The organism is Xenorhabdus sp. PB61.4 (assembly GCF_963894935.1).
Classification (GTDB): Bacteria; Pseudomonadota; Gammaproteobacteria; order Enterobacterales; family Enterobacteriaceae; genus Xenorhabdus; species Xenorhabdus stockiae.
This window is the reverse complement of the sequence record NZ_CAWQJR010000208.1, coordinates 1-21,526: the sequence shown is the minus strand read 5'-3', so window position 1 is coordinate 21,526 and position 21,526 is coordinate 1. Positions and strand designations below refer to the sequence as shown.

Here is a 21,526-nt window from a genome sequence, read left to right as displayed (position 1 = left end):
GTATTAAGTAAGGCAATTCGACTCTGAAAATTGATTAATTCTCTTCCATGTCGCTCATAAAAATTGATTAGGTATATAATGTTATAAATGACTGAGCAAAGTATTTAACTTTTGTCAATGATGAAGCGCACGAATTTCTAAAAAGGATTTGTGAAAATAGTGTCACACTACGCAACTAATCGTCATTCGATAAGAAACGGATCATAGAGATTAAAGGTTAAAGCGACAGATTAAGGCCATGTCGTTGCATGGGTGCAGCTAATAAACTTAATGCCGTAAATCTCCGACGAGTTTTGTTCGGGTAGTATGTTTGGAGCTTACAAAACATAATGAAGAAAAGAACACTTTTCACAATATTGCTGATTATTTTTCTGACTGCAATGGCTGTACTTTTTCGTTCACATCATCAGGATTTATTGTTACAGGGAGAGGTAGACGCTCCTGAAGTCATCATTACATCCAAAGCATCCGGACGTGTAGCCGCGCTTCACGTTAGGAGAGGTGACGATGTTAAAGCAGGGCAATTGCTGGTTAGTCTTGATGGCCCTGAATTGGCTGCAAAAGTTGCCGCCGCTCAGGCTGCCCGTGATCAGGCCAAAGCAAAACTCGATTTATCCATCAGTGGTACACGGGAAGAGAATATTCGTAGTCTGGAAGCTGCATTTTTGCAGGCAGAATTTGGCTATAACAATGCAAAGCGTGAATTTGTGCGGCTGAGCAATATTTCAGTCAAAGGCTATTCATCTGCCAGTGAACTGGATAATGCCCGAAATGCCCGCGATATCGCCTATCAGAAAATGTTGGCAGCGAAAGCAGAGCTGGAAGCGGGAAAAAATGGCGATCGTATTGAATTGAGGCAACAGTATCAGGCTGCACTGAATGAAGCGGAAGAAAAATTACGGGAATTAATAATCCAGAGTAATGATTTACAGGTAACAGCACCTGTTGCTGGTGAAATCGGGCCCCTTCCGGCAGAAGTCGGTCAGCTTTTTAATGCCGGCAGCCCACTGGCAACCCTCGTACGTATTCCCGAAACCTACTTCGTCTATAACCTGCGTGAAGATATTCTGGCGAAAGTGCGCAAAGGTGACAAAGTTAAACTGCGTATACCGGCGCTGGATAACAAAGAGGTTGAGGCAGAAGTGCGTTATATCGCGCCAATGGGAGATTACGCGACAAAACGTGCAACCCGTGCGACAGGGGACTTCGATCTGAGAACATTTGAAGTACGTTTATACCCATCACAACCGGTTGATGGTCTGCGCCCCGGCATGAGTGCGCTATGGCTCTGGGGTCGCTAAGGTGGCAGGCTGATGAACAGAAAAGGCGGATGGTTTGGTGTTAAATGGAGCAGCTTCGGATGGAATAGTTTTAGGTGGCATGCTCATGAATGGAATATCTTTAAGCAGGCTTTTAATAAGGAGCTGAAGGTTGCATCCCGTAGCCCGGTTTTTCACTGGCTGAGTTGGCTGTTTCCGTTGGTGCTGTTTATCTTAATCAGTGCCACCTTTTCGGAAGGGACGCTGTTAAACCTGCCTGTTTCGGCAGTGGATAATGATCACAGTTCCTTATCACGATCGCTGATCCGTAATCTGAATGCAGCACCCCATGCCGATATCAAAACTTATGATGGTGGTCTGGCTGAGTCATTAGAGCGTCTGGGTAGCGCAGAGGATTATGCTCTGCTCTACCTTCCCTTTGATCTGGAAAAAGATGCGCTGAGTGGGAAACAGCCAACGGTGAGGATGTATTACAATGCACTGTTTTATGGTGCGGGTCGTTATGCATCTGTGGATTTCAGTGGGCTGATGGCAGAAACGAATGCCAAATATCGTAGTGTCATCGCATCTGAAATTGGCCGTCAACTCCCTCCGCTTGCCAGAGCGACCATGTCTTATGACAGTCTGTTCAATGCCAGTGGCAGCTATATTTACTACCAGCAATTCGCTGCAACCATCCACTTATTACAGCTTTTTGTTGTAACCGGTACGATTTATACCATGGCGAGAGGTAAACACCTCCTGAGCGAGAAATCTTTTGTACCGGCTTTAATAGGGAAACTGGCCCCGCATACAGTCACTTTCACCCTGTTGTTGATGGTAGAAATCATGGTGCTGGTGGCATTTTCTGATGCCAAAGTCGCAGGTAACCCGCTCTATATGCCTGTGGTGGGGTTTTTCTATGTGATCGCAGCTCAAAGCATTGGCCTGTTACTGTTTACTTTTACCAACAGTGCAATAACGGCTTATACCCTGATTGGGATGCTGGTGAGTATCGCAATGTCGTTTTCCGGTATGGTGATGCCTGAATTATCAATGGAGTGGCCAGCAAGGCTTATTTCAAATCTGGAACCGTTAACCCATGCTCTAAATGCTATGTTCGATATTTTTTTACGGGAAGTGTCATTAAAAATCATCGTTTACGTTTGCATGTTACTGGCAATTTACCCTCTGGTTTGTGCCTTACTGGTTCGCAATCGCCTGTGGAAACGGCTTAGTCAGTCCGGGGAGAGCCTATAATGCAGGGGAAGCCGGAAAATGAATAACTGGAAAATGTACTGGCAGACTTTCCGCACGGTATTGTTGTCAATGTTGGAAAAACCCATGTGGCTGATGTTGATTGTCTCTCTGTGCATTATGAGTCTGGTTTACGTTAAACCCACATTATGGGATCTGCCTGTCGCGGTCATTGACCAGGATAATAGCTATATGAGCCGTGCGCTGATCCGTCACGTTGATGCGACAGCAAAAGTAGAAACCAAAAATTATGCCAGTCTCGCGGATGCCCGTGCTGACATGCTGCATCGGGAAATATTTGCCATTATTATTATCCCGACAGATTTCGAGAAGCGCCTTTTAGGCGGGAAAAATGTGACAGTTCCGGTTTATGGTGATGCGACTAACCGTCTGGCTAACGGGGAGATTCAACAGGATTTGATACTGGCTTACCAAAAGTTACTGTCAGAATACAATACAAAATTACTTTTGAAGTCGGGGTTCAGCACAGAACAGATAAAGGTTCTGCTGCAACCGATCAAAGGAGAAACAATCGGATTATTCAATCCGGGGGTGAGTTATGCCGCCATTGTTTTCCCCGGATTATTAGTCATGCTTTTGCAGCACTCCCTATTGATTGCCAGCGTACGTGTAAGTATCGCCATACGTGTAACCCCTAAAGGCAAGCCCCCGCTGCCTGTCTATCTGGGAGCTCTGTCCGCACTGTTGCCTATCTGGTTGTTTTTATCTGTCATCTTTTTTGTGCTATGGCCGTGGGTTCTGGGATACAGGCAGGATGCGCCAATTTATCAATTGCTATTAATGACTTTTCCATTCCTGCTGGCGGTACTGGGGCTGGGCAAACTGGTTACAGAGTGCTTACGCAGCGTGGAAATGATTTATCTGACACTGGCATTTATTACTACACCGGTGTTTTATATTTCCGGCACAATCTGGCCCATACAGGCAATGCCTGATTGGGTAAGGGTAATCTCATCCGCTTTACCATCCACATGGGCAACCAAAATTATCGCAGGGATGAACCAAATGAATATGCCTTTGCAAAGTATGCTGGGGGATATCGCGATGATCTTACTCCTAGGGGTTATCTATATGATCCTGGGGATCTTGGTTGGAATGCTACGTAATGGTGAATTACGGGAGCTGAGAGGATTTATGAAACGCCTGAGAGGGAAATAATAATAATCCCGAATTATCGTCAGGTAGATAGTGAAAATATATTGATTTGGGGCAGGTTCCGTGTAAAGGTTTCAGGTGCTGATTTACTGCATCTCAATGTCAATTTTTATGATGGATTTTTGAGATAGCATCAGGAAATATCTCAGTATTTTGGCAGAATAACAAACCCCTTTTCATGAAAAAGGAACTGGTTTGTATTAGGTTAAATCCACTCTCCATTTTGATTTATTATAGTTAGCTGAATTTATCAAAATGGAACAGAAAGAGGGCGCTGATCAGCACGATCGCGCGTTATCGTCATGTTAATCAGGGTCGAAATTCCGGTTGATGCTATGGGGATTGATCGCTTGTTGCGGGAATCCTTTGAGACATCGGCAGAAGCTGAGTTAGTCCACAAGCTAAGAGAAGATGGCTTGTTGACACTGGGTGTTGTTGCGACTGACGATGAAGGTCACGTGATTGGCTATGTTGGTTTTACACCGGTTGATGTCAATGGACAGGATCATAATTGGGTTGGGTTAGCGCCATTGGCGGTGGCCGAATCGTACCGTCGTCAGGGGATTGGCGAGAAGCTGGTGTATGAAGGTTTGGACAGCCTGAATGAATTCGGCTATGGGGCTGTTGTTGTACTTGGTGAGCCTGAATATTATCAGAGATTTGGTTTCAGGCCCGCTGAAGAGTATCAACTACATTGCCAGTGGTCTGGCTGTGAACGATATTTTCAGGTTTACACACTAGCAGATGTCTCGCTGGATGATTGCCATGGTCTGGTCACGTATTCCCGTCATTTTGCTGACGTATGACATGTTACCGGTATTCTGATGGCAGCATGTAAGTTAACAAAACTCAGTTAACAGAACCTATGATAGGTAGGTAACTATACAGACAGGCTGGGCAGTCACCAGCCTTTCTTTTTGCTGCTTACTCAGTTGTTTTACCTGATATTCCAGTCTCAAAGCCGTACTCCTGTCCGGCACTGCGCTATGATAGACCAACGTTAATGGCCCTTTTCCTTTCAGCGCTTTTGCTCCTTTTCCGGCTGTATGCTGAACCAGACGGCGAGAAATATCTGTCGTAATTCCAGTATATAATGAACCATTCCGCGTTTTTATCAGGTAAAGATACCAATCAGATTCTTTAATATTCATTATTTTTCTTAAGTTATTTCCAATGTATTAATAACAATAAAGATTAATGCATTGATTAGCTATCATCTTAATGACTACCTTTCTACAATTATAACTTATGGATTATATTAAATTATATGTTTATTCACCGTAGGTGATCATTTTTTCAATTCAAAATTCTTGAATAAGAATAGCAGTAATTGCTAATTATCATTTTTCCGATAAGCGTATAAATTGATCCGCATCACAAAGGGTAACTCCTATATTTACAAGTAGTCAGAGGATTTAAAGATGAAAAACGTGAAATTTATTGCTGCCGTGTTGTCATTAAGTGCTATTTCATTTGGTTCATTTGCCGCAACCGAAGTCAAAAGTGCTGATGGAGAGAAGATTGGTGTGGTTTCTGTAGCAGGAGCGGAAACGCTGGATAGTCTGACTGAGGCATTATCCAAAAAAGCTGATAAAGCTGGAGCCCAATCTTTCCGTATTATTTCTGCAACCGGCAAAAATAAATTGTATGGTGTTGCTGAAATCTATAAATAACTTATAGTTATCCCAGACTATAGTTATTTATTAGATAAATATCAGAACACGTAACTGGAAGTTATCTAACGTGTTCTGATTAAAAGACAGAAATATAACGGTATATAAATAGATGGAATCGGATAAAGAAAAATTAATAATATCTCAGTATCTTGCCAATCAGCACGTCTTCACACTTTGTACTTCTTCACCTCAGGATCTCTGGTGCGCCAGTTGCTTCTATCTCTTTGACGCTGAAAACATGGTTCTTTGGTTTATGACCGAATCTGATACGCGTCACGGTAAAATAATGCAGGAAAATACCATCGTTGCGGGAACGATCGCAGAGCAAACGCACAATATTTCCCGGATCAAAGGTATTCAGTTTCGTGGTGAGGTTGTTGCGCTGACGGGTAAAGATGAAACCATTGCCAGAGCGGCTTATTGCCACCAGTTTCCTGTTGCGATAACAGCAAAAACACCTATCTGGCAATTGAACCTGAATGAGATCAAAATGGTGGATAATTCGCTTGGTTTTGGCAAAAAATTATACTGGCAGCGTTAATCTCAGCGTAGATAATGAATTACCTGATTACGGCTGCCCCGCCAGATCAGCATCGGATCCTGTTGTTCCTGTTCAAATTTACCGTCAACTAACACATTAATATGGCTGACAATTTCCTGTTGAAGTCCACTTAATTCGTCAAGAACATAGCCTGTCCATAACCAGATATCTTTATCCGGGCACTCTTTTTTTACCCGTTTGACCAGCCTGAGAATCGCTGCTGTGTTATCGGGATGAAGCGGATCGCCACCGGATAATGATAGCCCTTGCCGCCTGATGCGATGATCATTCAGATCAGCAATGAGCTGATTTTCAACTGCCAGAGTGAAAGGACGACCGGAATCAGTCCGCCACGTCGTCTGGTTATAGCAGCCACGACACTGATGGGAACAACCCGCGACAAACAGAGTGCAGCGGGTTCCGGGGCCGTTGACCACATCGACTGGATAATATTGATGGTAATTCATGATATTAGCCAATATGCCCATTATTGAGGTGTTTAATGCGGCGTTTTACTTCTTCCTGTTTACCTGTATTAAATGGGCGCGCATCAGGGCTGCCAAGATATCCGCAAACCCGTCTTATCACGGAAACCTGAGCTGAATCATGATTACCACAAGCAGGGCAGGTAAAGCCTTTACTGGTACAGGAAAACTCTCCGGTAAAACCGCATTGATAGCATTCATCAATCGGGGTATTGGTTCCATAATAAGGAACACGGGAATAACTGTAATCCCACACATCTTCCAGTGCCTTTAAATTATGTTGTAGGTTGGGATATTCGCCGTAGCAGATAAAACCGCCATTCGCCAACGGAGGATATGGTGCTTCAAAATCCAGTTTATCGTAAGGATTGACCTTCTTCTCTACATCCAGATGGAAGCTGTTTGTGTAATAGCCTTTATCTGTAACTCCACTGATTACGCCGAACTCAGCGACATCAAGGCGACAAAAACGGTCACATAAACTCTCGCTCGGCGTACTGTATAAGCTGAAGCCATAGCCGGTTTGCTGTTTCCATTCATCGGTGGCTTTACGCAGATGTTTAACGATAGCGAGTGCTTTTTGGCGGCGCTGTTCATTATCAAATAGATGAGTATGGTCACCATATAACGCATTAATCGTTTCATGGATACCGATATACCCTAACGAAATAGAAGCCCGCCCATGTTTGAAAATTTCGGCAACACTGTCATCTTCTTTTAGCTTTACTCCACAGGCTCCTTCCATATAAAGAATAGGGGCGACCCGTGCTTTGGTACTTTCCAGCCGCTCAATGCGCGTCATTAATGCTTTTCTGGCAATCAGCAAGCGTTGATCTAATAACTGCCAGAAGCGCATTTCATCACCCTTTGCTTCAATTGCAATGCGGGGAAGATTCAGGCTGATAACCCCCAGATTATTACGCCCGGCATGAATTTGCTGACCATTCTCTTCATAAACGCTCAGAAAACTTCGGCAACCCATCGGGGTTTTAAATGATCCGGTGACTTTAATCACCTGATCGTAATTAAGAATATCGGGATACATACGCTTGCTGGCACATTCCAGCACCAATAATTTGATGTCATAGTTGGGATCGCCAAACCGGTGATTCAGCCCATCACGAATGGCAAAAACCAGTTTCGGGAATACTGCCGTTTTGCGGTTTTTACCCAGACCAGCGAGGCGATTACGTAAAATAGCAGTCTGAATTAAACGGGATTCTTTTGATGTACCAAGCCCAAATCCAAATGTCACAAACGGCGTTTGCCCATTGGCGGTATGCAGCGTATTCACTTCATATTCCAGAGACTGGAACGCGTCGTAACATTCCTTTTCCGTGCGGGATTCTGCGTAAGCTTTCTTATCTGCGATTTGCCACTCTTCAGCAATCATCAGGTGCTTGTGATAGCTGGCTTTAACAAAGGGAGCAAGCACTTCATCAATGCGGTCAATGGTTGTGCCGCCATAAATATGACTGGCGACCTGAGCAATAATTTGGGCTGTGACAGCAGTTGCTGTGGAGATCGACTTTGGCGGCTCAATTTCAGCATTTCCCATCTTAAAGCCGTGGGTCAGCATCCCTTCTAAATCGACCAACATGCAGTTAAACATCGGGAAAAACGGAGCATAATCCAGATCATGGTAGTGAATTTCGCCTTTCTCATGTGCCAGAACGACATCACTCGGCAGCATATGCTGTTTGGCATACTGTCTGGCAACGATCCCCGCCAGCAAATCACGCTGAGTAGGGATAACTCTGGCATCTTTATTCGCATTCTCATTGAGTAAAGGCAGATCACTTTGCTCGATCAGTCCGCGTATTTCCTGATCCAGACGATCATGCCATCCGTGAAGAGTATTTTCCCCGACGTTAACCAGATGGTCATTACGCAGCATCACAACCGTTTTCACAATAGGATTCCTCAGTATGTTATCCAACAGATAAATCGTAACGACTATTGCAGTGCCTATCACAACGACAGTTGCATAATGGCTAGTTTTTAACTTTGTGTGGATAACCTTGTGCATAAGCACTATATGTAGTGATTATTTTATATTTAAGCACAATATGTGGAATATTGAAGCGAATATACCGCTCAATAAATTGATCTGAAACAAAGAAAGGGAAAGTTGTTCCGCAAAGAGATAGACACAAAAAGAGCAACCAACCCTAATATTGAGCCTATCAGGGTTGATAACGCTATGAATTAGCTACGCACTGCAATCGCTTCGATTTCGATTTTTACATCTTTTGGCAGACGAGCTACTTCAACACATGAACGGGCAGGGAATGGCGCGTTATGTTCGGTGAAGAACGCTTCATAAGCGGCATTCACAACAGTGAAGTCATTCAGGTCTTTAACAAACACAGTTGTTTTCACAATATTGGCAACTTTCAGGCCAGACTGCTCAATAATGGCTTTAACGTTTTCCAGTGACTGGCGAGTTTGTGCGGTAATATCTTCAGAAACAGCCCCTGTTTTTGGATCAACAGGGATTTGACCGGAAGTAATAACCATGCTGCCCAGATCAACACCCTGAACATAAGGGCCAATTGCGGCTGGTGCATTTTCGGTATGAATGGAACGTGACATTAGGAACTCCTGTTTAACGTCAGAATTAAAGATACCCGTCGTCTTTCAAGTTGCCTCTTTGTTGGCTGCACTCGCGCCCCCCAGTCGCATAGTTATCTATGCTCAGGGGATTTTTTCCTTTGCCGCCGCGATACAACTCGAAATCCATAGGGTATATGTTGAGAAGGCTTTATTATAGTGTCACTCAGCCCGGCATCAACTGAGAGATCTTAATCGTTGTTGATAACAGCCTGACGATCAAACTCTTTCTCACAGTACTTGCAGCGAACGATGACATCATTTGCCGTTTCCATGACATGGAAGCTGCTTTCTACAGGCTCATTATGGCTGATACAGTTACCATTAGGGCAGACAAGGATACCGACAATCTGTTCTGGCAGGTTGATTGGCATTTTCTTCACAACAACATAATTTTCAATGTTATTGACGGTTGCATGTGGTGCATACATAGCGAGCTGGTTTGCCTGCTGGGTTGTCAGGAAGGTATTTTCGAGTTTGATCAGATCTTTCTTCCCTAAGTGATTGGAAGGCAAATTCAGGCCAATAGTAATACGCTGATCAGTTTCTGTGAGTTTGAAAAGAGACAATAATTTAAAACCGACCTGGGCCGGAATATGGTCGATAACTGTGCCGCATTTAATGGCTTCTACTTGCAACTGATGGTCTTGTGGATGCTCTTGAGTCATGTTGTGTTGTGAATACCGTCTGGTATTCTTCCTCCGGATATTAGGGGATGCCTACACATATTTTGTCATATAAGATTTGGCATTGCATCCTGTGTAACCGACACAATTTTAAATGGTATTTAACCTGTTCAACAGAAAGAAAATTAAAATTTGATAGCTTTTGACTTTGTTGCTAGTCTGTAAATATCTTGTTATTTTCAAATAAATAAAATTAATGATTAAAGTCTCTTTTATTTAGCTAATTAATAAAGTTTATTAAGATATAACTAAGTGAAAATATAAAAAATATGAAGGTTAATATGCTGCATTCTTTTACTGATCGGAAAATTAGTACAAAAAAGATTTTTGACTGGGAAACTATTAATAAAATATCGATTAATGAATGTCATGAGCCTTTAGAAGTCATTTATGAAACGGATAAAATAAAACTGAAACCGGTTTATTTTCTTACGGGTATCAATGGCGCTGTTGAATATTGTGCGGTAAGAAAAAGTGTGGCTGAAAAATTAATACAGGCCTCTCAATTATTACCTTCTCATTTAGGGCTTTTAGTTTTGGATGGGTGGCGTTCACGAGAAACTCAGCTTGCATTGCAGGAGAAAACACGGGCTACCATTGCGCAGCAGTACAGCTACTTATCCGTTGAAGAACAAAAAGAATTACTGGAACAGTTTGTGGCACCCGCCCCGACTGAGCAAAATCCGGTGAGTCCCCATCTGACAGGCGGTTCAGTGGATGTAACGCTGTTTGATATTGCCTCCGGTAAGGCATTGTTTATGGGCACAGAATTTGATGAAGTGGATGATCTGTCTTACACCGCAGCCTTAGAACAATCATCGGATACAAACATGCCGACAGTATTATACCGTCGGATACTGCATCACGTTATGATTCAGGCTGGCTTTACTAACCTGCCGACTGAGTGGTGGCATTACGATTATGGTAATGCTTTATGGGCATTCTATAAAAATGATCAGGCTGTTTATGGTGCAGTGGAAGGCATCAGGGAATCAGGCAGCACAATATAGAATATTATCGGCCTGAACAGAATAAGAGGTTAAATTACATAATGAAAAATACCTTAATTGACGCTGATAATTCATTAATGCTGTGGGCTTTTATTATGATTGCGGTAGCGGCTGCAATTATGCTGGAACAAAAATATAAATGGGCGACTAAAATACCGGGCGCTGTTATTGCTCTGGTCATCGCTATTTTTGCCTCTAACTTACATATTATTCCGACCGAAGCACCTGCTTATGATGTTGTCTGGGAATATATTGTCCCTTTAGCAATTCCGCTGCTGTTATTTAAAACTAATTTACATAATCTGATTACCGGCAGCTGGCGGTTATTTATATTATTTTTGATTTCCTCTGTCGCGACGATGATTGGCACAGTGATCGCATTTCATTTACTCAGGGGATATATCCCTGAGCTGGATAAAATCAGTGGGATGATGTCTGCATCTTATACGGGGGGTGGGGTTAACTTTGCCGCAATGGCAGCCAAATTAGCACCATCTGAAAGTATGACGGCATCCACTATTGTCGCTGATCATATGATGATGGCGGCTTATTTTATTATCCTGATGGTTATATCCGGCTGGTCAGTGGCAAGGAAATTCTGGGGAAGCCCTTATTCTGATGCGATTGATAATAATCCTGAACTGGATAAATCGCGGACTTTAGCTGCTGCTTACTGGAAACCGAAAAATATTGCTCTGAAAGATATCGCCTTGGCACTGGCATGGTCAATTTTTATCGTAGCGCTGTCATTCCATCTTTCATCATGGTTAAAGGCGCTGTTCGGGCAGCCTGACAGCATCTATCAGGAACTGGTTTTCAGTTTAATATCAGATAAATACCTGCTTCTTACTACAGTGACATTTATTCTGGTATCGATATTCAAAAAAACCTTCAGCAATCTTAATGGCACGCAGGAATTAGGCACTTACGCTATTTACATGTTTTTTGTTGTTATCGGCATACCGGCATCTGTCCACGCTATTATCAGTAATGCGCCATTACTGTTTGTCTTTGTTTTTATTATTGCCATGATTAACCTGTTGATCACTTTCTCAGCAGGGAAAGTCTTTAAATTCAGTCTGGAAGAAAATATTCTTGCCTGTAATGCCAATATTGGCGGGCCAACTACAGCGGCGGCAATGGCAATCAGCCGTGGCTGGAATTCTTTGGTCGGGCCGATTATGGTCATTGGTACAGTCGGTTATGTTATTGGTAATTATGTCGGCACGTTTGTTTACTTTGTGGTGGAGAATATGTGATAACCGATTAAATTCAGTCTGTCAGGAAAGTGTCATCTTTCTGAGCATACTGTTCACAATAATACTGTGCGCAAGAGAAACTGGGATCATATACATTTTCCCAAAAAAATTATGGGTAATAACGGATGCTGTGACAGTGACTTTATAGCCTTTTCCCTGATTATCATTTGATAAAACATTCAGGGAAACTAAAACGGTTAAGTGTATATCTTCTGATAGCAGGCATACTTCATCATCACTGATATGGATAATCTTAAAAAAATCAATAGAGCTTCCTTCACGCATGTTTTCTGCTAAATGACCACCAGAGAACCCATTGATTTTTTCAACACCGGCGAGACTTGATATTTTATCTCTTATTGCAAAAGACAAACGTATCCATAATGGTGTTTTCTTTGTCATTTCATTATAAACAGTCAGGGCAGTGGCTTTATTTTTAATAAAAGTATTTTGCTGGCTGTAATAGTCTAATTTATCTTTTTTATTTAAAAGCAAAAAACCAAACTCATCACGATAGTACATATGACACCACGCTATTATCTTTCCTAATATACACTTCGTCTTTCAAGTGTCTCTTTGATAAAGTATAAAAAACGCCCACAATTGAATTAAAAATGAACAATACTTTATCTTGCTAACGTCTTATCATTGCATTTATTTTCACCAACTCAAATATGCCATCTGACAATGTGATATCCATCACATGGCAGGTCACAGTATCAACAGGAAGATAATTCGGTTTTCTCGTTGTATAAGGACGGAATAAGTATCACAATAAATCTGTTCGGCGTTTCTGATTCATCTGCCAATCCGTGGCCAATTCTTTGACCACCAGGTTAAAAATAGAGATTGTTATGAAATTCAAATCAAAAATAAAACCCTATCACGCCGCAGCGGGAGGCTGGGGGTCATTGGAGGCAACAACACGTTTTGTCTTTGATAGTAAACAAGTATTAAAGAACATGGTTAATCTGATGCGCATGAACAAACCCAGAGGCTTTGACTGCCCGGGATGTGCATGGGGTGATGATAACAAAAGCCTTTTCAGCTTTTGTGAAAATGGCGCGAAAGCAGTTACCTGGGAAGCAACCCGGCGGCATGTAGACCGGGAGTTTTTTGCCACACACAGTGTCAGCAAACTCTACGAACAAAGCGATTATTTTCTGGAATATCAAGGGCGCGTTATTGAACCGATGCGCTATAACCATGAGACCGATCACTATGAGCCTATTAGCTGGGAGCAGGCTTTTTCTTTGATCGCCAGACACATTAATGGGATGGAAAACCCGAACCAGCTGGAACTGTATACTTCCGGTCGTGCCAGTAATGAAGCCTCATGGCTGTATCAGCTATTTGGCCGGGTACTGGGGACTAATAACTTTCCTGATTGCTCAAATATGTGTCATGAAGCCAGCGGTTATGGGCTGCTGAAAAGTCTGGGAGTGGGTAAAGGAACGATCCGTCTGAATGATTTTGATCATGCAGATGCTATTTTTGTCTTTGGGCAGAATCCCGGTACAAATCACCCACGGATGCTGCATAGCCTGCGGCACGCAGCAGAACACGGAGCCAGAATTGTCACCTTCAATACATTGCGTGAACGTGGCCTAGAGCGCTTTGCTGATCCACAAAAACCACTCGAAGTTGTTACTCCAATGGCAGGCAATATCAGTCATCGTTATTATCAGCCTAAATTAGGCGGAGATATGGCTGCTGTGCGGGGGATGGTCAAAGCGTTGCTGGAAGTTCATAACTCTCGTATAGCTGCCGGAGCAGCGGGTATTTTTGCTCAAGACTTTATTTCGGCTCATACCGAAGGTGTGGAGGCTTATTTACAGGAAGTGGCTGCTACTGAATGGGTATTTATAGAGGAACAATCAGGTCTGACGCAGCAACAGCTACGCGAGGCTGCGGATATTTATCTGCATGCTGAACGTGTGATTTGTACCTGGGCAATGGGTATTACTCAGCATAAACACTCTATTGATACAGTCCGTGAGATTACAAACCTGCAATTACTGTTTGGTCAGTTAGGTAAACCCGGTGCTGGTGTATGCCCGGTGCGTGGTCACAGTAACGTACAGGGAAACCGGACGATGGGGATTAATGAGCAACCGCCTCAGGCTTTCCTTGATAGTCTGGCAAATCACTTTGGTTTTGAACCTCCCCGTGCGCATGGTCATAATGTGGTACAAGCGCTGGAGGCGATGCTGCGTGATGAAGTGAAGGTACTGATTGCGCTGGGTGGAAACCTCGCTGCTGCTGCGCCGGATAGTCCACGTACAGAAGAAGCACTCCGGCATTGTGATTTGACTGTTCATATCAGTACGAAATTAAATCGGAGTCATCTTGTTACCGGTAAAAAAGATGCTCTTATCCTACCGGCACTGGGGCGTACAGAACAGGATATTCAGCTCAGTGGTGCTCAGTTTGTTACGGTAGAAGATTCTTTCAGTATGGTGCACGCTTCCGAAGGAATAAATAAACCACTATCTGATACACAGCGTTCTGAAACGGCAATTGTTGCGGGCATTGCTGATGCGGTCTTAGGCAATACGCCAGTAATTAACTGGCTGGAACTAGCCGGAGATTACAACAAAATCCGCGATCACATTAGCGCAACTATTCCCGGTTTTGCTGACTTTAATAAAAAATGTGAACATCCGGGCGGCTTCTATCTTGGTAATGCAGCAGCGGAACTGCATTTTCAGACTCCGAGTAAAAAAGCTGAATTTAGCCATGCACCATTGCCAGACACACTGTTTCCTCAAATTGCCGGAGAAGACGTTCCTTTCGCTTTGCAGACCTTACGTTCCCATGATCAATACAACACAACCATCTATGGATTAGACGACCGCTATCGTGGCGTTTATGGTCAACGGGAAGTCTTGTTTATGAACCCGGAAGATATTGCCCAGTCGGGCTATCAGGAAGGAGATCTGGTTGATATCGAGACAATCTGGCATGACGGTATTGAACGCAAAGTATGTGGATTTAAATTAGTCCCTTATACTATTCCGCGCGGTAACCTTGCCGCTTATTACCCTGAAACCAATCCGTTAGTACCGATGGACAGCTTTGGTCATGGTACAGGTACACCCACATCCAAATCTGTTCCGGTGAAGTTATCGCTGACTGCACTGAAGGATGCAGAATCTCAGCGCCTCATATAATACATTGATTCAGGCTCGTTTTTTGGGAAAGACATTAAAACCGAGCCTGCTGTTCGCCTTTAATCAAATGAAGGTGAATAATCAGAGCAAATTGAATTTTTCATTAGGTTGCAATAAAGCCGGTAATGGCGTCTGATCATTCATTTCCATCAGATGGCGTTCAATGACGGTACAAATTGCATTGAGAGGTAAATCATTGGGTGAAATTCCGAATGGATCTTCTAATTCTTCAGCCAGCGCATCCCATGATAAGAAAGCATAAGAAATAAATACTGAAACAAACGGTGTCATATAGTGTAAATCGGTAACCAGAGCAAAAGGCAGCAGGGTACAGAAGAGATAAACCGTTCGCTGGAGTATCAGCGTATAGGCGAAAGGAACGGGAGTACTGGCGATACGCTCACAGCCACCCAGAATATGGGAAAGCTCATTGAGGTTCTTATCCATCATTTCATAGGTGATATCACTTAATAGTTCCCCTTTCCTCCATTCACCGAGGAGAAGACTCATTTTCAGTAATAACCGATTAGTTGGCATCGGGCTGCGGATAATTTCAGCATATATTTCTGTGGGCAGAAGGCGATATAAATCTTCTTTTGGGTCAGTGCCACGTAACTGATGTTTTAAACTCCAGCTAAACGCGATAAGCAAAACAGAAAATTGCTGATGTAACTGAGTTTCATCTGGCTGGATACTCTTAATTTGGCGCAACAACGAGCGCTGAGTAATCAATAACGATCCCCAGAGTGCTCTGGCCTCGACAAAACGGCTGTAACTGGTGTTATTACGAAAGCCGAGAAAAATGGCGATAGCGATCCCCAGCAGGCTGAATGGGGCGACGGTCAAATGAATGCCAAGGTGTTCATACCACTGATAACTCACAACTGCGATGATAGACATGAGTATATTCAGCATTAAACGGAAAGTGATTTTTGATAAGACTGAGCCATGCCAGTCAAATAGACGAAAGAACCAGTGTTGGTTAGGACGGATGATCATGGTGAATACAAACTTTTATAATTATTAACTAACTAAATAAGACCATCCTAATACTATTGTAATTACAGCTCCAGAATTTCACATTTTTTCTTAGTCTGAGGTTAAAAAAACGCCTCCTGTCAGGAGGCGCTATGCCGTAGTTCATTGCGTTCAAATCTCCTTAGATAGGAGGCTTAATATTTAGAATGGTGGTTAAAATGTAAGTAGATTAATGAAGAAGCGCCATTCGCTGGCTGGATTTTATAGGATACCTGTGCCGTAGAGTGCAGTTCATGGCTGATAAACTGTTCCGCCGATACCGTGAATTTTCCCTTCCCGAATAGGTAAGGCCCGCAGGACCATTTGCCGGATGCAGTAACGGTGGTATCACACGCTTTATTATTACCTTTTTTGCCTATATGTATTTGGGCGCCGGGTTCGCCTATTCCGGCAATGTCAAAAGGTTTCCGGTGGAATTCAGCATTCTGCTTAGGCGCTGTGATACTGATTCGGGTTTGGGTGATCTCATATTGGCGTGTAACTTCCGAGGTTCTTTTATAATGGGCTGTGGTCAGATCTTCTGAGTGGATTTCTTGATATTGGGCTGCATAAAGGGAGAATCTTCCTGCCTGTTTTGCTGTCATGACTGGATTATTTGGGCATACCCATTTACCGTTGGCATCCACTTTGGTCTGACAAATCAGTGTACCAGATGAAGCCGGCAGGACGGTTTCTTTTGGCGGTAGAAACGATTTTGAACTGGCAATAAGGATCAGTTGGCCGGGAGTGCCTTCTCCTTGAATTGATATACCGCTATTTACCCGGTAGTGAGCGTTTTTTTGCGGCTCGGTAATACGCATTGGCATGGTAAAGTGCCATTCGATAGGTGCACCAATTTTATTCCCATCCTTGGTTTCCTGTATCACTAATGTATAGGCTTCTCCTCCGTGTAATTTGCTTGTGTCAATGTTTAACCCCCAATGAGGAATAGCAAGGCCTGCGATGGTAGAAACGGCACCGATAACAGCACCAGAAGCAGCTCCGGCCAGTCCGGTGGCAAGCCCTGCTGCAGCTCCCGCTGCTGCCGCAATAGCACTGAATACACCAAACAGGCTTATTAACCCGCCGTCCGGATCAATCGGTGGAGAATTGGTGGGATTATCAATTTCAGGTTCATCCTCATCCGGCTCTTTTTCTTCCACAGTCACCACTTCCGTCTTAGTAGCAACTACTTTGTTGTCTTTCATTAATTCGGCGGTCAGTTGATACATGCCTTCGGTGAAAGTGACGGGTGTCCTACATCCCCAGTCACCATTATCACTGACGACAGCATCCTCACAAATTATGTCTGAGAGGATGTCTGGCGTATCTCCCCCTGATGCCCCCCGAGCAAGGGAAAGTTTACGTTTTCTGACGTTAACTGTTTCACCGGGAATATTGGCAGTTCCTGATACCGTCGTAACGGTATCTGAGGTGTTTTCCGGGCTTGTAAAGCCAACATTAGGGGGGACGATTTCAAAATATGCTTTTGATAAGGAATTAAAAAAAATATGAGGCTCAATCTTGAGTCCTTGAGGGAGAAACCTGTCCATTACCTCAATATAATAAACCCCGTCTTTCAATTCAGGAGGAAGCGATAAACTCCAGTTTGGAAAATCATGCTTTTGTTCAAATTCACTATATTGTATTGGTATTTCGGAAGAAAATTTACCATTTTCCAATGGAATTTTTACGTAGATATCCTTATCATCTCTATTGCATTGAGGGGAATTTGAAGGTGACTGACTGCTTTTTTTCATGCAGATAGAATATTCTGAAGGTAAAAGTATATCATCATTTGAGAGAGTATAACGTTGATCATCACCACCAAAACCAGTGAATTTTTTATTTTGTATATCAATAGGTGAGATTTTTGTTGGTGATTCCATCGGATATTCTTTATTAAAAGAAGGCATAACATATCCGCCTTCATATTCGAAAGACTTATGATGCCATAACTTTAGATCAAACGGGTCAGCGTTCTCCAGTTTTTGTATTGCACCGATATAGATAAACCATTTTTTGTTTTTATTAATACCATCTTTTTTTATAAATGGACTTATTAAATGAAACTTATTTTCACCTTGATGGTTGTTTTTACAAATTGAATAATCACCGTTGAAAATACAGACTAGTTTTGCATTTTTAGCATAAGTTGCGTTAAATCCTAATATTTTCCTGTATATGCTTCCTTCGATATTTTTATTTAGCTCAATATTTAAATCGGAATAATCTTCTGGTTTTAAACTGATGCTGACTTGATCTCTGACTTCTTTATTTTCGGGATTTTGGGGTTCTTGCTCTGTAGTTATATTATAGTTGTCATCTTTTCCTAAATTTTTAAGATTAATATTAGTATTTATATAGCATAACCATAGCCCATTCTTATCTGTATCTATCAATTCTCCATCATAGAGCCCATCGCATAATTTATCCTGTGTATATTTTTCTTCACCGTACTTAGGGTTAGCGCTTAATATTAAATTTATTTTAGAACCAGGGGCGGCGTATCCACGTATGATAAAGTTTTTGGTTAGAACTATTGATTTATCTGTTGGGTAAATAATATCACTCTCTTGTTCTGCACTTGGTATTTTTGCTGTTATGGTATCACTCTCCCATGATTCGTCATTTCTATTTAACTCTTCAGCTGTAATAGTAATTTCATATTCATATTTTTCATTAACTTCTTTAATAAAATAGGAATCATATGGGATATGACATGTCCACATACTACTACTTGAGCTGACTTTACATTTAGTATTTTCTTCCTCTTTGTGATTAATGGAGTAACGAAGATTGATCTCAGTATATGGACGACCAAATCCCTCTACAATTATGCTTTTTCTCCTTTTACTTAATTTTTGACCCCAATCCGGATTATAGATCCATATTTTTTTCATGTTCTTAGAAAACCAATGTCCTAGGTTTCTTCTTTCCTTAAAATCGGTATTAAAATACTTTCCTGTAACATCTGAAGCGAAAAAAAATGGACGGGCTTTCTTGCTATCTTTAAGAGTACTTAATCCTGTGGATGTAACACCGATGATTGTATCATGCCAAATAACCGGGCCACCAGAGTCTCCATTTTGTGTAACTCCTGGCTTTAAATCTTCCTTTTCTTTCATAAGAAGCCCATGATTTTGGTAAGAATCTATGGCATTAGTGACAATATTAACATCAGCTCTCCGCTGTTTTATTTCAGTATTTTTTATCTGATTTCCTGTTGTTGGATCAATTCCCAAATCACCATAGCCATAGACAGAAGCGTTATAATAATTTTTGTCTATTTTTTCATAAGCTTCATCATAGTCAAAGAAACGACGAACATGACCATAATTAGCTAAATCAATAGGCTTATCTAATTTTATTATTGCAAAATCTGCGCCCTTCTTTTCTAAATCAGAGTATGGAACAAAATTTTTATATTTTGCAGTACCAATTACTTCTTTTTTATAATTTAAAATCGAATATTTTTCAAGGATTTCAGGGTTACCCTGGCAATGTTCTGCTGTTAAAACATAGCTTGGAGAGATCAGAGAACCACTACATTGACCAGATTTGTTTCCTGATTTATTTTTAATAATGATATTTACAACCCAAGGTTTGCATTTGCTATTGTTACTCTCAATACAGCTTTCTTCTCCTCCCGCAATTGTTTCTATTGGGTGGGGGTTCAATACAGTATCTGAAAATACATTTATACTGTAAGGTAATAATAAGAGGGTGAGAAACACTTTAAATATAATCATAACAGCCTCCTGAATGGGAGATTAATTATTTTTTTCAATACAAGTCATATGGTCTTTACCTCCAGTGCATTCCAGTGTTTTATCTTTCCTTGCTGGATAATTTTCATTATCAGATATTTCACGGATAGTAAAAAGATACACCCCTCGTCTAGCATAATATTTATTATCTGAACGCCAATTTCCTTTTTCATCAGGAATTATTTCTTCCGATTTTACACCATCATAAAATATTATTTTAGGGTGGAGAGTTTCTTTGAACTCACTGATTTTTTTATCCTCGTTAGGCATGGAAGTTCCATAAAGGTAGATAAATACATTATCGATGATGCCATATTTTACAGAGAAATCTTCTGATTTCAGTATAGTGACTTCGTCATTGCTATTTTTAATAGGAACATTTTTTGTTCCTGTATTTTTAGCTTGAATTTTTATAAATCCGGCAGGAGCATTACTAATTTTAGCTTGCCAGTTATTTCCAATTCGGGAAATAATTGGTAGAGCATGTTCACCATTTGAATAGTAGTTTACAATTACATCGAGAGGTGTTTTTTCTGTTACTTTCCCTTCAATTAAAATCTGTTTAGGATTGTCGTCTGTTGAAGTAATAAATTCATGCATAACAGGTTTTGTGATTTTTACCGGACAACGAGCTACTCCAAATTTAATTTCTTTTTTTCCGGGGAGATTATTGTCATCTTTCCTATTCTGGTTAAAAAGCACAGATGCTTTATAGTAATTAAAACATTTTGCGGTTAAACCTTTAAGGCTCCATGTGCCGGAATTAAGATCAACATCAGGTATATATTCTTTCGTTGGTTCAGAAGGATGAATGTAATCCGGATCATCAAAACTAGAAATTGATACTTTAATTTTTTTAACATCATTTGGAACTTTAGTATTAATTAAACCGGATATGTCATATTTTCCATCAGGTATAATTTGAGCATCCTTCATTGACGTTATGGTTGCACCACATGGTGGCCCTTTAATAGTAATTCCTGAATTTTCAATACCCTCAATACTAATTTTTCTGGGAACCAGTTCGCAGTTTATCCAGACTTTTGCCCGCCATTGAGTCCTTTTTCCTTCTATAAGCTTAACTTTATATTTATTTTGGTCAAAATTAGTGACAAGATAAGGTAACGAGTGATCTTTCATAAGGCCCTGTCCTGTAATGGCAATATAGTTATTTTGGGCCTGGGTTTGTGGGGCAGAGGATATAATCTCTGGTGGTTCCCATGTATTATCGATGCTTATAACCGTATGATCACTTTTATCACTGTCAACATAAACATTTAAACAGTTCTCTCCGCTGCATTTAGCAGTTATTTCAAGATTACAGTAGTATTTGTAAACTGTTGTCTCCCATGAAAATAAACCTGTTGGGGTTGTTCTTAATATAAAAGTGCATGCTTCATAATTATTTCCATTTTTTTTTAGAGTTGCTTGCCATATTACGTACTTTGTACTACCTTGACAAAATTCCCCATGAAACGGGTTGGCGTTGTCACTATCCTCAATTGTCTGATTATATTCACCTCCAGATTTTAAATTAATATTTTTATTTCCAGAATCATACATACAGTCACTACCTACTACTTTAATCTCAGAATCATATATAC

18 protein-coding genes are annotated in these 21,526 nt (G+C 41.5%); 9 read left to right on the top strand and 9 right to left on the bottom strand.

What is annotated here, in order from left to right; translation table 11 throughout:
• The first annotated feature begins 329 nt into the window (after positions 1–329).
• From AACX68_RS18485 to AACX68_RS18470, 4 genes are all read left to right on the top strand, one after another.
• Positions 330–1,301, top strand: a complete 972-nt coding sequence (locus AACX68_RS18485; RefSeq protein WP_228860073.1) for an HlyD family secretion protein — start codon at positions 330–332, stop codon at positions 1,299–1,301.
• A 12-nt stretch (positions 1,302–1,313) separates the two neighbouring features.
• Complete coding sequence (locus AACX68_RS18480; RefSeq protein WP_228860072.1) at positions 1,314–2,519, top strand: ABC transporter permease; 1,206 nt, start codon at positions 1,314–1,316, stop codon at positions 2,517–2,519.
• Between the two features lie 18 nt (positions 2,520–2,537).
• The gene (locus AACX68_RS18475; RefSeq protein WP_228860071.1) at positions 2,538–3,695 is read left to right on the top strand and encodes an ABC transporter permease; all 1,158 of its coding nucleotides are present in this window, start codon (positions 2,538–2,540) and stop codon (positions 3,693–3,695) included.
• Between the two features lie 299 nt (positions 3,696–3,994).
• Entirely contained in the window at positions 3,995–4,498 is a 504-nt protein-coding gene (locus tag AACX68_RS18470; RefSeq protein WP_228860070.1) for a GNAT family N-acetyltransferase, read from the top strand.
• A gap of 57 nt (positions 4,499–4,555) precedes the next feature.
• Here the strand turns inward: AACX68_RS18470 and AACX68_RS18465 are convergent, their stop codons facing one another.
• Positions 4,556–4,843: a GIY-YIG nuclease family protein gene (locus AACX68_RS18465; RefSeq protein ID WP_255705656.1), complete on the bottom strand. Its 288-nt coding sequence runs from the start codon at positions 4,841–4,843 to the stop codon at positions 4,556–4,558.
• 270 nt (positions 4,844–5,113) lie between these two features.
• Here AACX68_RS18465 and bhsA point away from each other — a divergent pair, with 270 nt between their 5' ends.
• Both bhsA and AACX68_RS18455 read left to right on the top strand, forming a co-directional pair.
• Positions 5,114–5,365: a multiple stress resistance protein BhsA gene (bhsA, locus tag AACX68_RS18460; RefSeq protein ID WP_099120032.1), complete on the top strand. Its 252-nt coding sequence runs from the start codon at positions 5,114–5,116 to the stop codon at positions 5,363–5,365.
• 112 nt (positions 5,366–5,477) lie between these two features.
• Positions 5,478–5,909: a YhbP family protein gene (locus AACX68_RS18455; RefSeq protein ID WP_228860069.1), complete on the top strand. Its 432-nt coding sequence runs from the start codon at positions 5,478–5,480 to the stop codon at positions 5,907–5,909.
• 2 nt (positions 5,910–5,911) lie between these two features.
• On the opposite strand, the gene nrdG is transcribed toward AACX68_RS18455, so the two are convergent.
• The 4 genes from nrdG to pyrI all read right to left on the bottom strand — a co-directional run bounded on the left by nrdG (position 5,912) and on the right by pyrI (position 9,675).
• A complete protein-coding gene (gene nrdG, locus AACX68_RS18450; protein WP_228860068.1) occupies positions 5,912–6,376 on the bottom strand; it encodes an anaerobic ribonucleoside-triphosphate reductase-activating protein in 465 nt (154 codons plus the stop codon).
• A gap of 4 nt (positions 6,377–6,380) precedes the next feature.
• On the bottom strand, positions 6,381–8,291 hold the full coding sequence (gene nrdD / locus AACX68_RS18445) for an anaerobic ribonucleoside-triphosphate reductase (RefSeq protein ID WP_339389378.1): 1,911 nt from the start codon (positions 8,289–8,291) through the stop codon (positions 6,381–6,383).
• A gap of 311 nt (positions 8,292–8,602) precedes the next feature.
• Positions 8,603–8,989, bottom strand: coding sequence for a 2-iminobutanoate/2-iminopropanoate deaminase (ridA, locus tag AACX68_RS18440; protein ID WP_086955166.1), 387 nt, complete (start codon positions 8,987–8,989; stop codon positions 8,603–8,605).
• A gap of 209 nt (positions 8,990–9,198) precedes the next feature.
• The gene (pyrI, locus tag AACX68_RS18435; RefSeq protein ID WP_228860067.1) at positions 9,199–9,675 is read right to left on the bottom strand and encodes an aspartate carbamoyltransferase regulatory subunit; all 477 of its coding nucleotides are present in this window, start codon (positions 9,673–9,675) and stop codon (positions 9,199–9,201) included.
• A gap of 299 nt (positions 9,676–9,974) precedes the next feature.
• Between pyrI and AACX68_RS18430 the strand changes: the two genes are divergently transcribed.
• Together AACX68_RS18430 and AACX68_RS18425 are read left to right on the top strand one after the other, a co-directional pair.
• Positions 9,975–10,703, top strand: coding sequence for a M15 family metallopeptidase (locus tag AACX68_RS18430; protein ID WP_228860066.1), 729 nt, complete (start codon positions 9,975–9,977; stop codon positions 10,701–10,703).
• A gap of 41 nt (positions 10,704–10,744) precedes the next feature.
• Positions 10,745–11,962 (top strand): DUF819 family protein, encoded by a 1,218-nt coding sequence (locus AACX68_RS18425; protein ID WP_228860065.1) that lies wholly within the window; start codon positions 10,745–10,747, stop codon positions 11,960–11,962.
• A gap of 21 nt (positions 11,963–11,983) precedes the next feature.
• Here AACX68_RS18425 and AACX68_RS18420 read toward each other — a convergent pair whose 3' ends face one another.
• The gene (locus tag AACX68_RS18420; RefSeq protein WP_228860064.1) at positions 11,984–12,484 is read right to left on the bottom strand and encodes a DUF2867 domain-containing protein; all 501 of its coding nucleotides are present in this window, start codon (positions 12,482–12,484) and stop codon (positions 11,984–11,986) included.
• Between the two features lie 332 nt (positions 12,485–12,816).
• Between AACX68_RS18420 and AACX68_RS18415 the strand changes: the two genes are divergently transcribed.
• Positions 12,817–15,135, top strand: coding sequence for an FdhF/YdeP family oxidoreductase (locus AACX68_RS18415; RefSeq protein ID WP_228860063.1), 2,319 nt, complete (start codon positions 12,817–12,819; stop codon positions 15,133–15,135).
• 81 nt (positions 15,136–15,216) lie between these two features.
• Here AACX68_RS18415 and AACX68_RS18410 read toward each other — a convergent pair whose 3' ends face one another.
• The 3 genes from AACX68_RS18410 to AACX68_RS18400 form a co-directional block, all read right to left on the bottom strand.
• Positions 15,217–16,134: a bestrophin family protein gene (locus tag AACX68_RS18410; RefSeq protein ID WP_228860062.1), complete on the bottom strand. Its 918-nt coding sequence runs from the start codon at positions 16,132–16,134 to the stop codon at positions 15,217–15,219.
• Between the two features lie 173 nt (positions 16,135–16,307).
• Positions 16,308–19,904, bottom strand: a complete 3,597-nt coding sequence (locus AACX68_RS18405; protein WP_228860061.1) for a trypsin-like serine protease — start codon at positions 19,902–19,904, stop codon at positions 16,308–16,310.
• Between the two features lie 21 nt (positions 19,905–19,925).
• Positions 19,926–21,526: hypothetical protein (locus AACX68_RS18400; RefSeq protein ID WP_228860060.1), on the bottom strand; the 1,601-nt coding region annotated here is incomplete at its 5' end.

Coding starts and splice junctions, on each gene's coding strand:
- ridA (WP_086955166.1), bottom strand. CDS start 8,989: ATGTCACGTTCCATTCATACCGAAAATGCACCAGCCGCAATTGGCCCT.
- AACX68_RS18420 (WP_228860064.1), bottom strand. CDS start 12,484: ATGTACTATCGTGATGAGTTTGGTTTTTTGCTTTTAAATAAAAAAGAT.
- nrdD (WP_339389378.1), bottom strand. CDS start 8,291: ATGCTGCGTAATGACCATCTGGTTAACGTCGGGGAAAATACTCTTCAC.
- AACX68_RS18405 (WP_228860061.1), bottom strand. CDS start 19,904: ATGATTATATTTAAAGTGTTTCTCACCCTCTTATTATTACCTTACAGT.
- AACX68_RS18470 (WP_228860070.1), top strand. CDS start 3,995: ATGTTAATCAGGGTCGAAATTCCGGTTGATGCTATGGGGATTGATCGC.
- AACX68_RS18465 (WP_255705656.1), bottom strand. CDS start 4,843: ATGAATATTAAAGAATCTGATTGGTATCTTTACCTGATAAAAACGCGG.
- AACX68_RS18475 (WP_228860071.1), top strand. CDS start 2,538: ATGAATAACTGGAAAATGTACTGGCAGACTTTCCGCACGGTATTGTTG.
- AACX68_RS18480 (WP_228860072.1), top strand. CDS start 1,314: ATGAACAGAAAAGGCGGATGGTTTGGTGTTAAATGGAGCAGCTTCGGA.
- AACX68_RS18485 (WP_228860073.1), top strand. CDS start 330: ATGAAGAAAAGAACACTTTTCACAATATTGCTGATTATTTTTCTGACT.
- AACX68_RS18415 (WP_228860063.1), top strand. CDS start 12,817: ATGAAATTCAAATCAAAAATAAAACCCTATCACGCCGCAGCGGGAGGC.
- nrdG (WP_228860068.1), bottom strand. CDS start 6,376: ATGAATTACCATCAATATTATCCAGTCGATGTGGTCAACGGCCCCGGA.
- bhsA (WP_099120032.1), top strand. CDS start 5,114: ATGAAAAACGTGAAATTTATTGCTGCCGTGTTGTCATTAAGTGCTATT.
- AACX68_RS18410 (WP_228860062.1), bottom strand. CDS start 16,134: ATGATCATCCGTCCTAACCAACACTGGTTCTTTCGTCTATTTGACTGG.
- pyrI (WP_228860067.1), bottom strand. CDS start 9,675: ATGACTCAAGAGCATCCACAAGACCATCAGTTGCAAGTAGAAGCCATT.
- AACX68_RS18455 (WP_228860069.1), top strand. CDS start 5,478: ATGGAATCGGATAAAGAAAAATTAATAATATCTCAGTATCTTGCCAAT.
- AACX68_RS18430 (WP_228860066.1), top strand. CDS start 9,975: ATGCTGCATTCTTTTACTGATCGGAAAATTAGTACAAAAAAGATTTTT.
- AACX68_RS18425 (WP_228860065.1), top strand. CDS start 10,745: ATGAAAAATACCTTAATTGACGCTGATAATTCATTAATGCTGTGGGCT.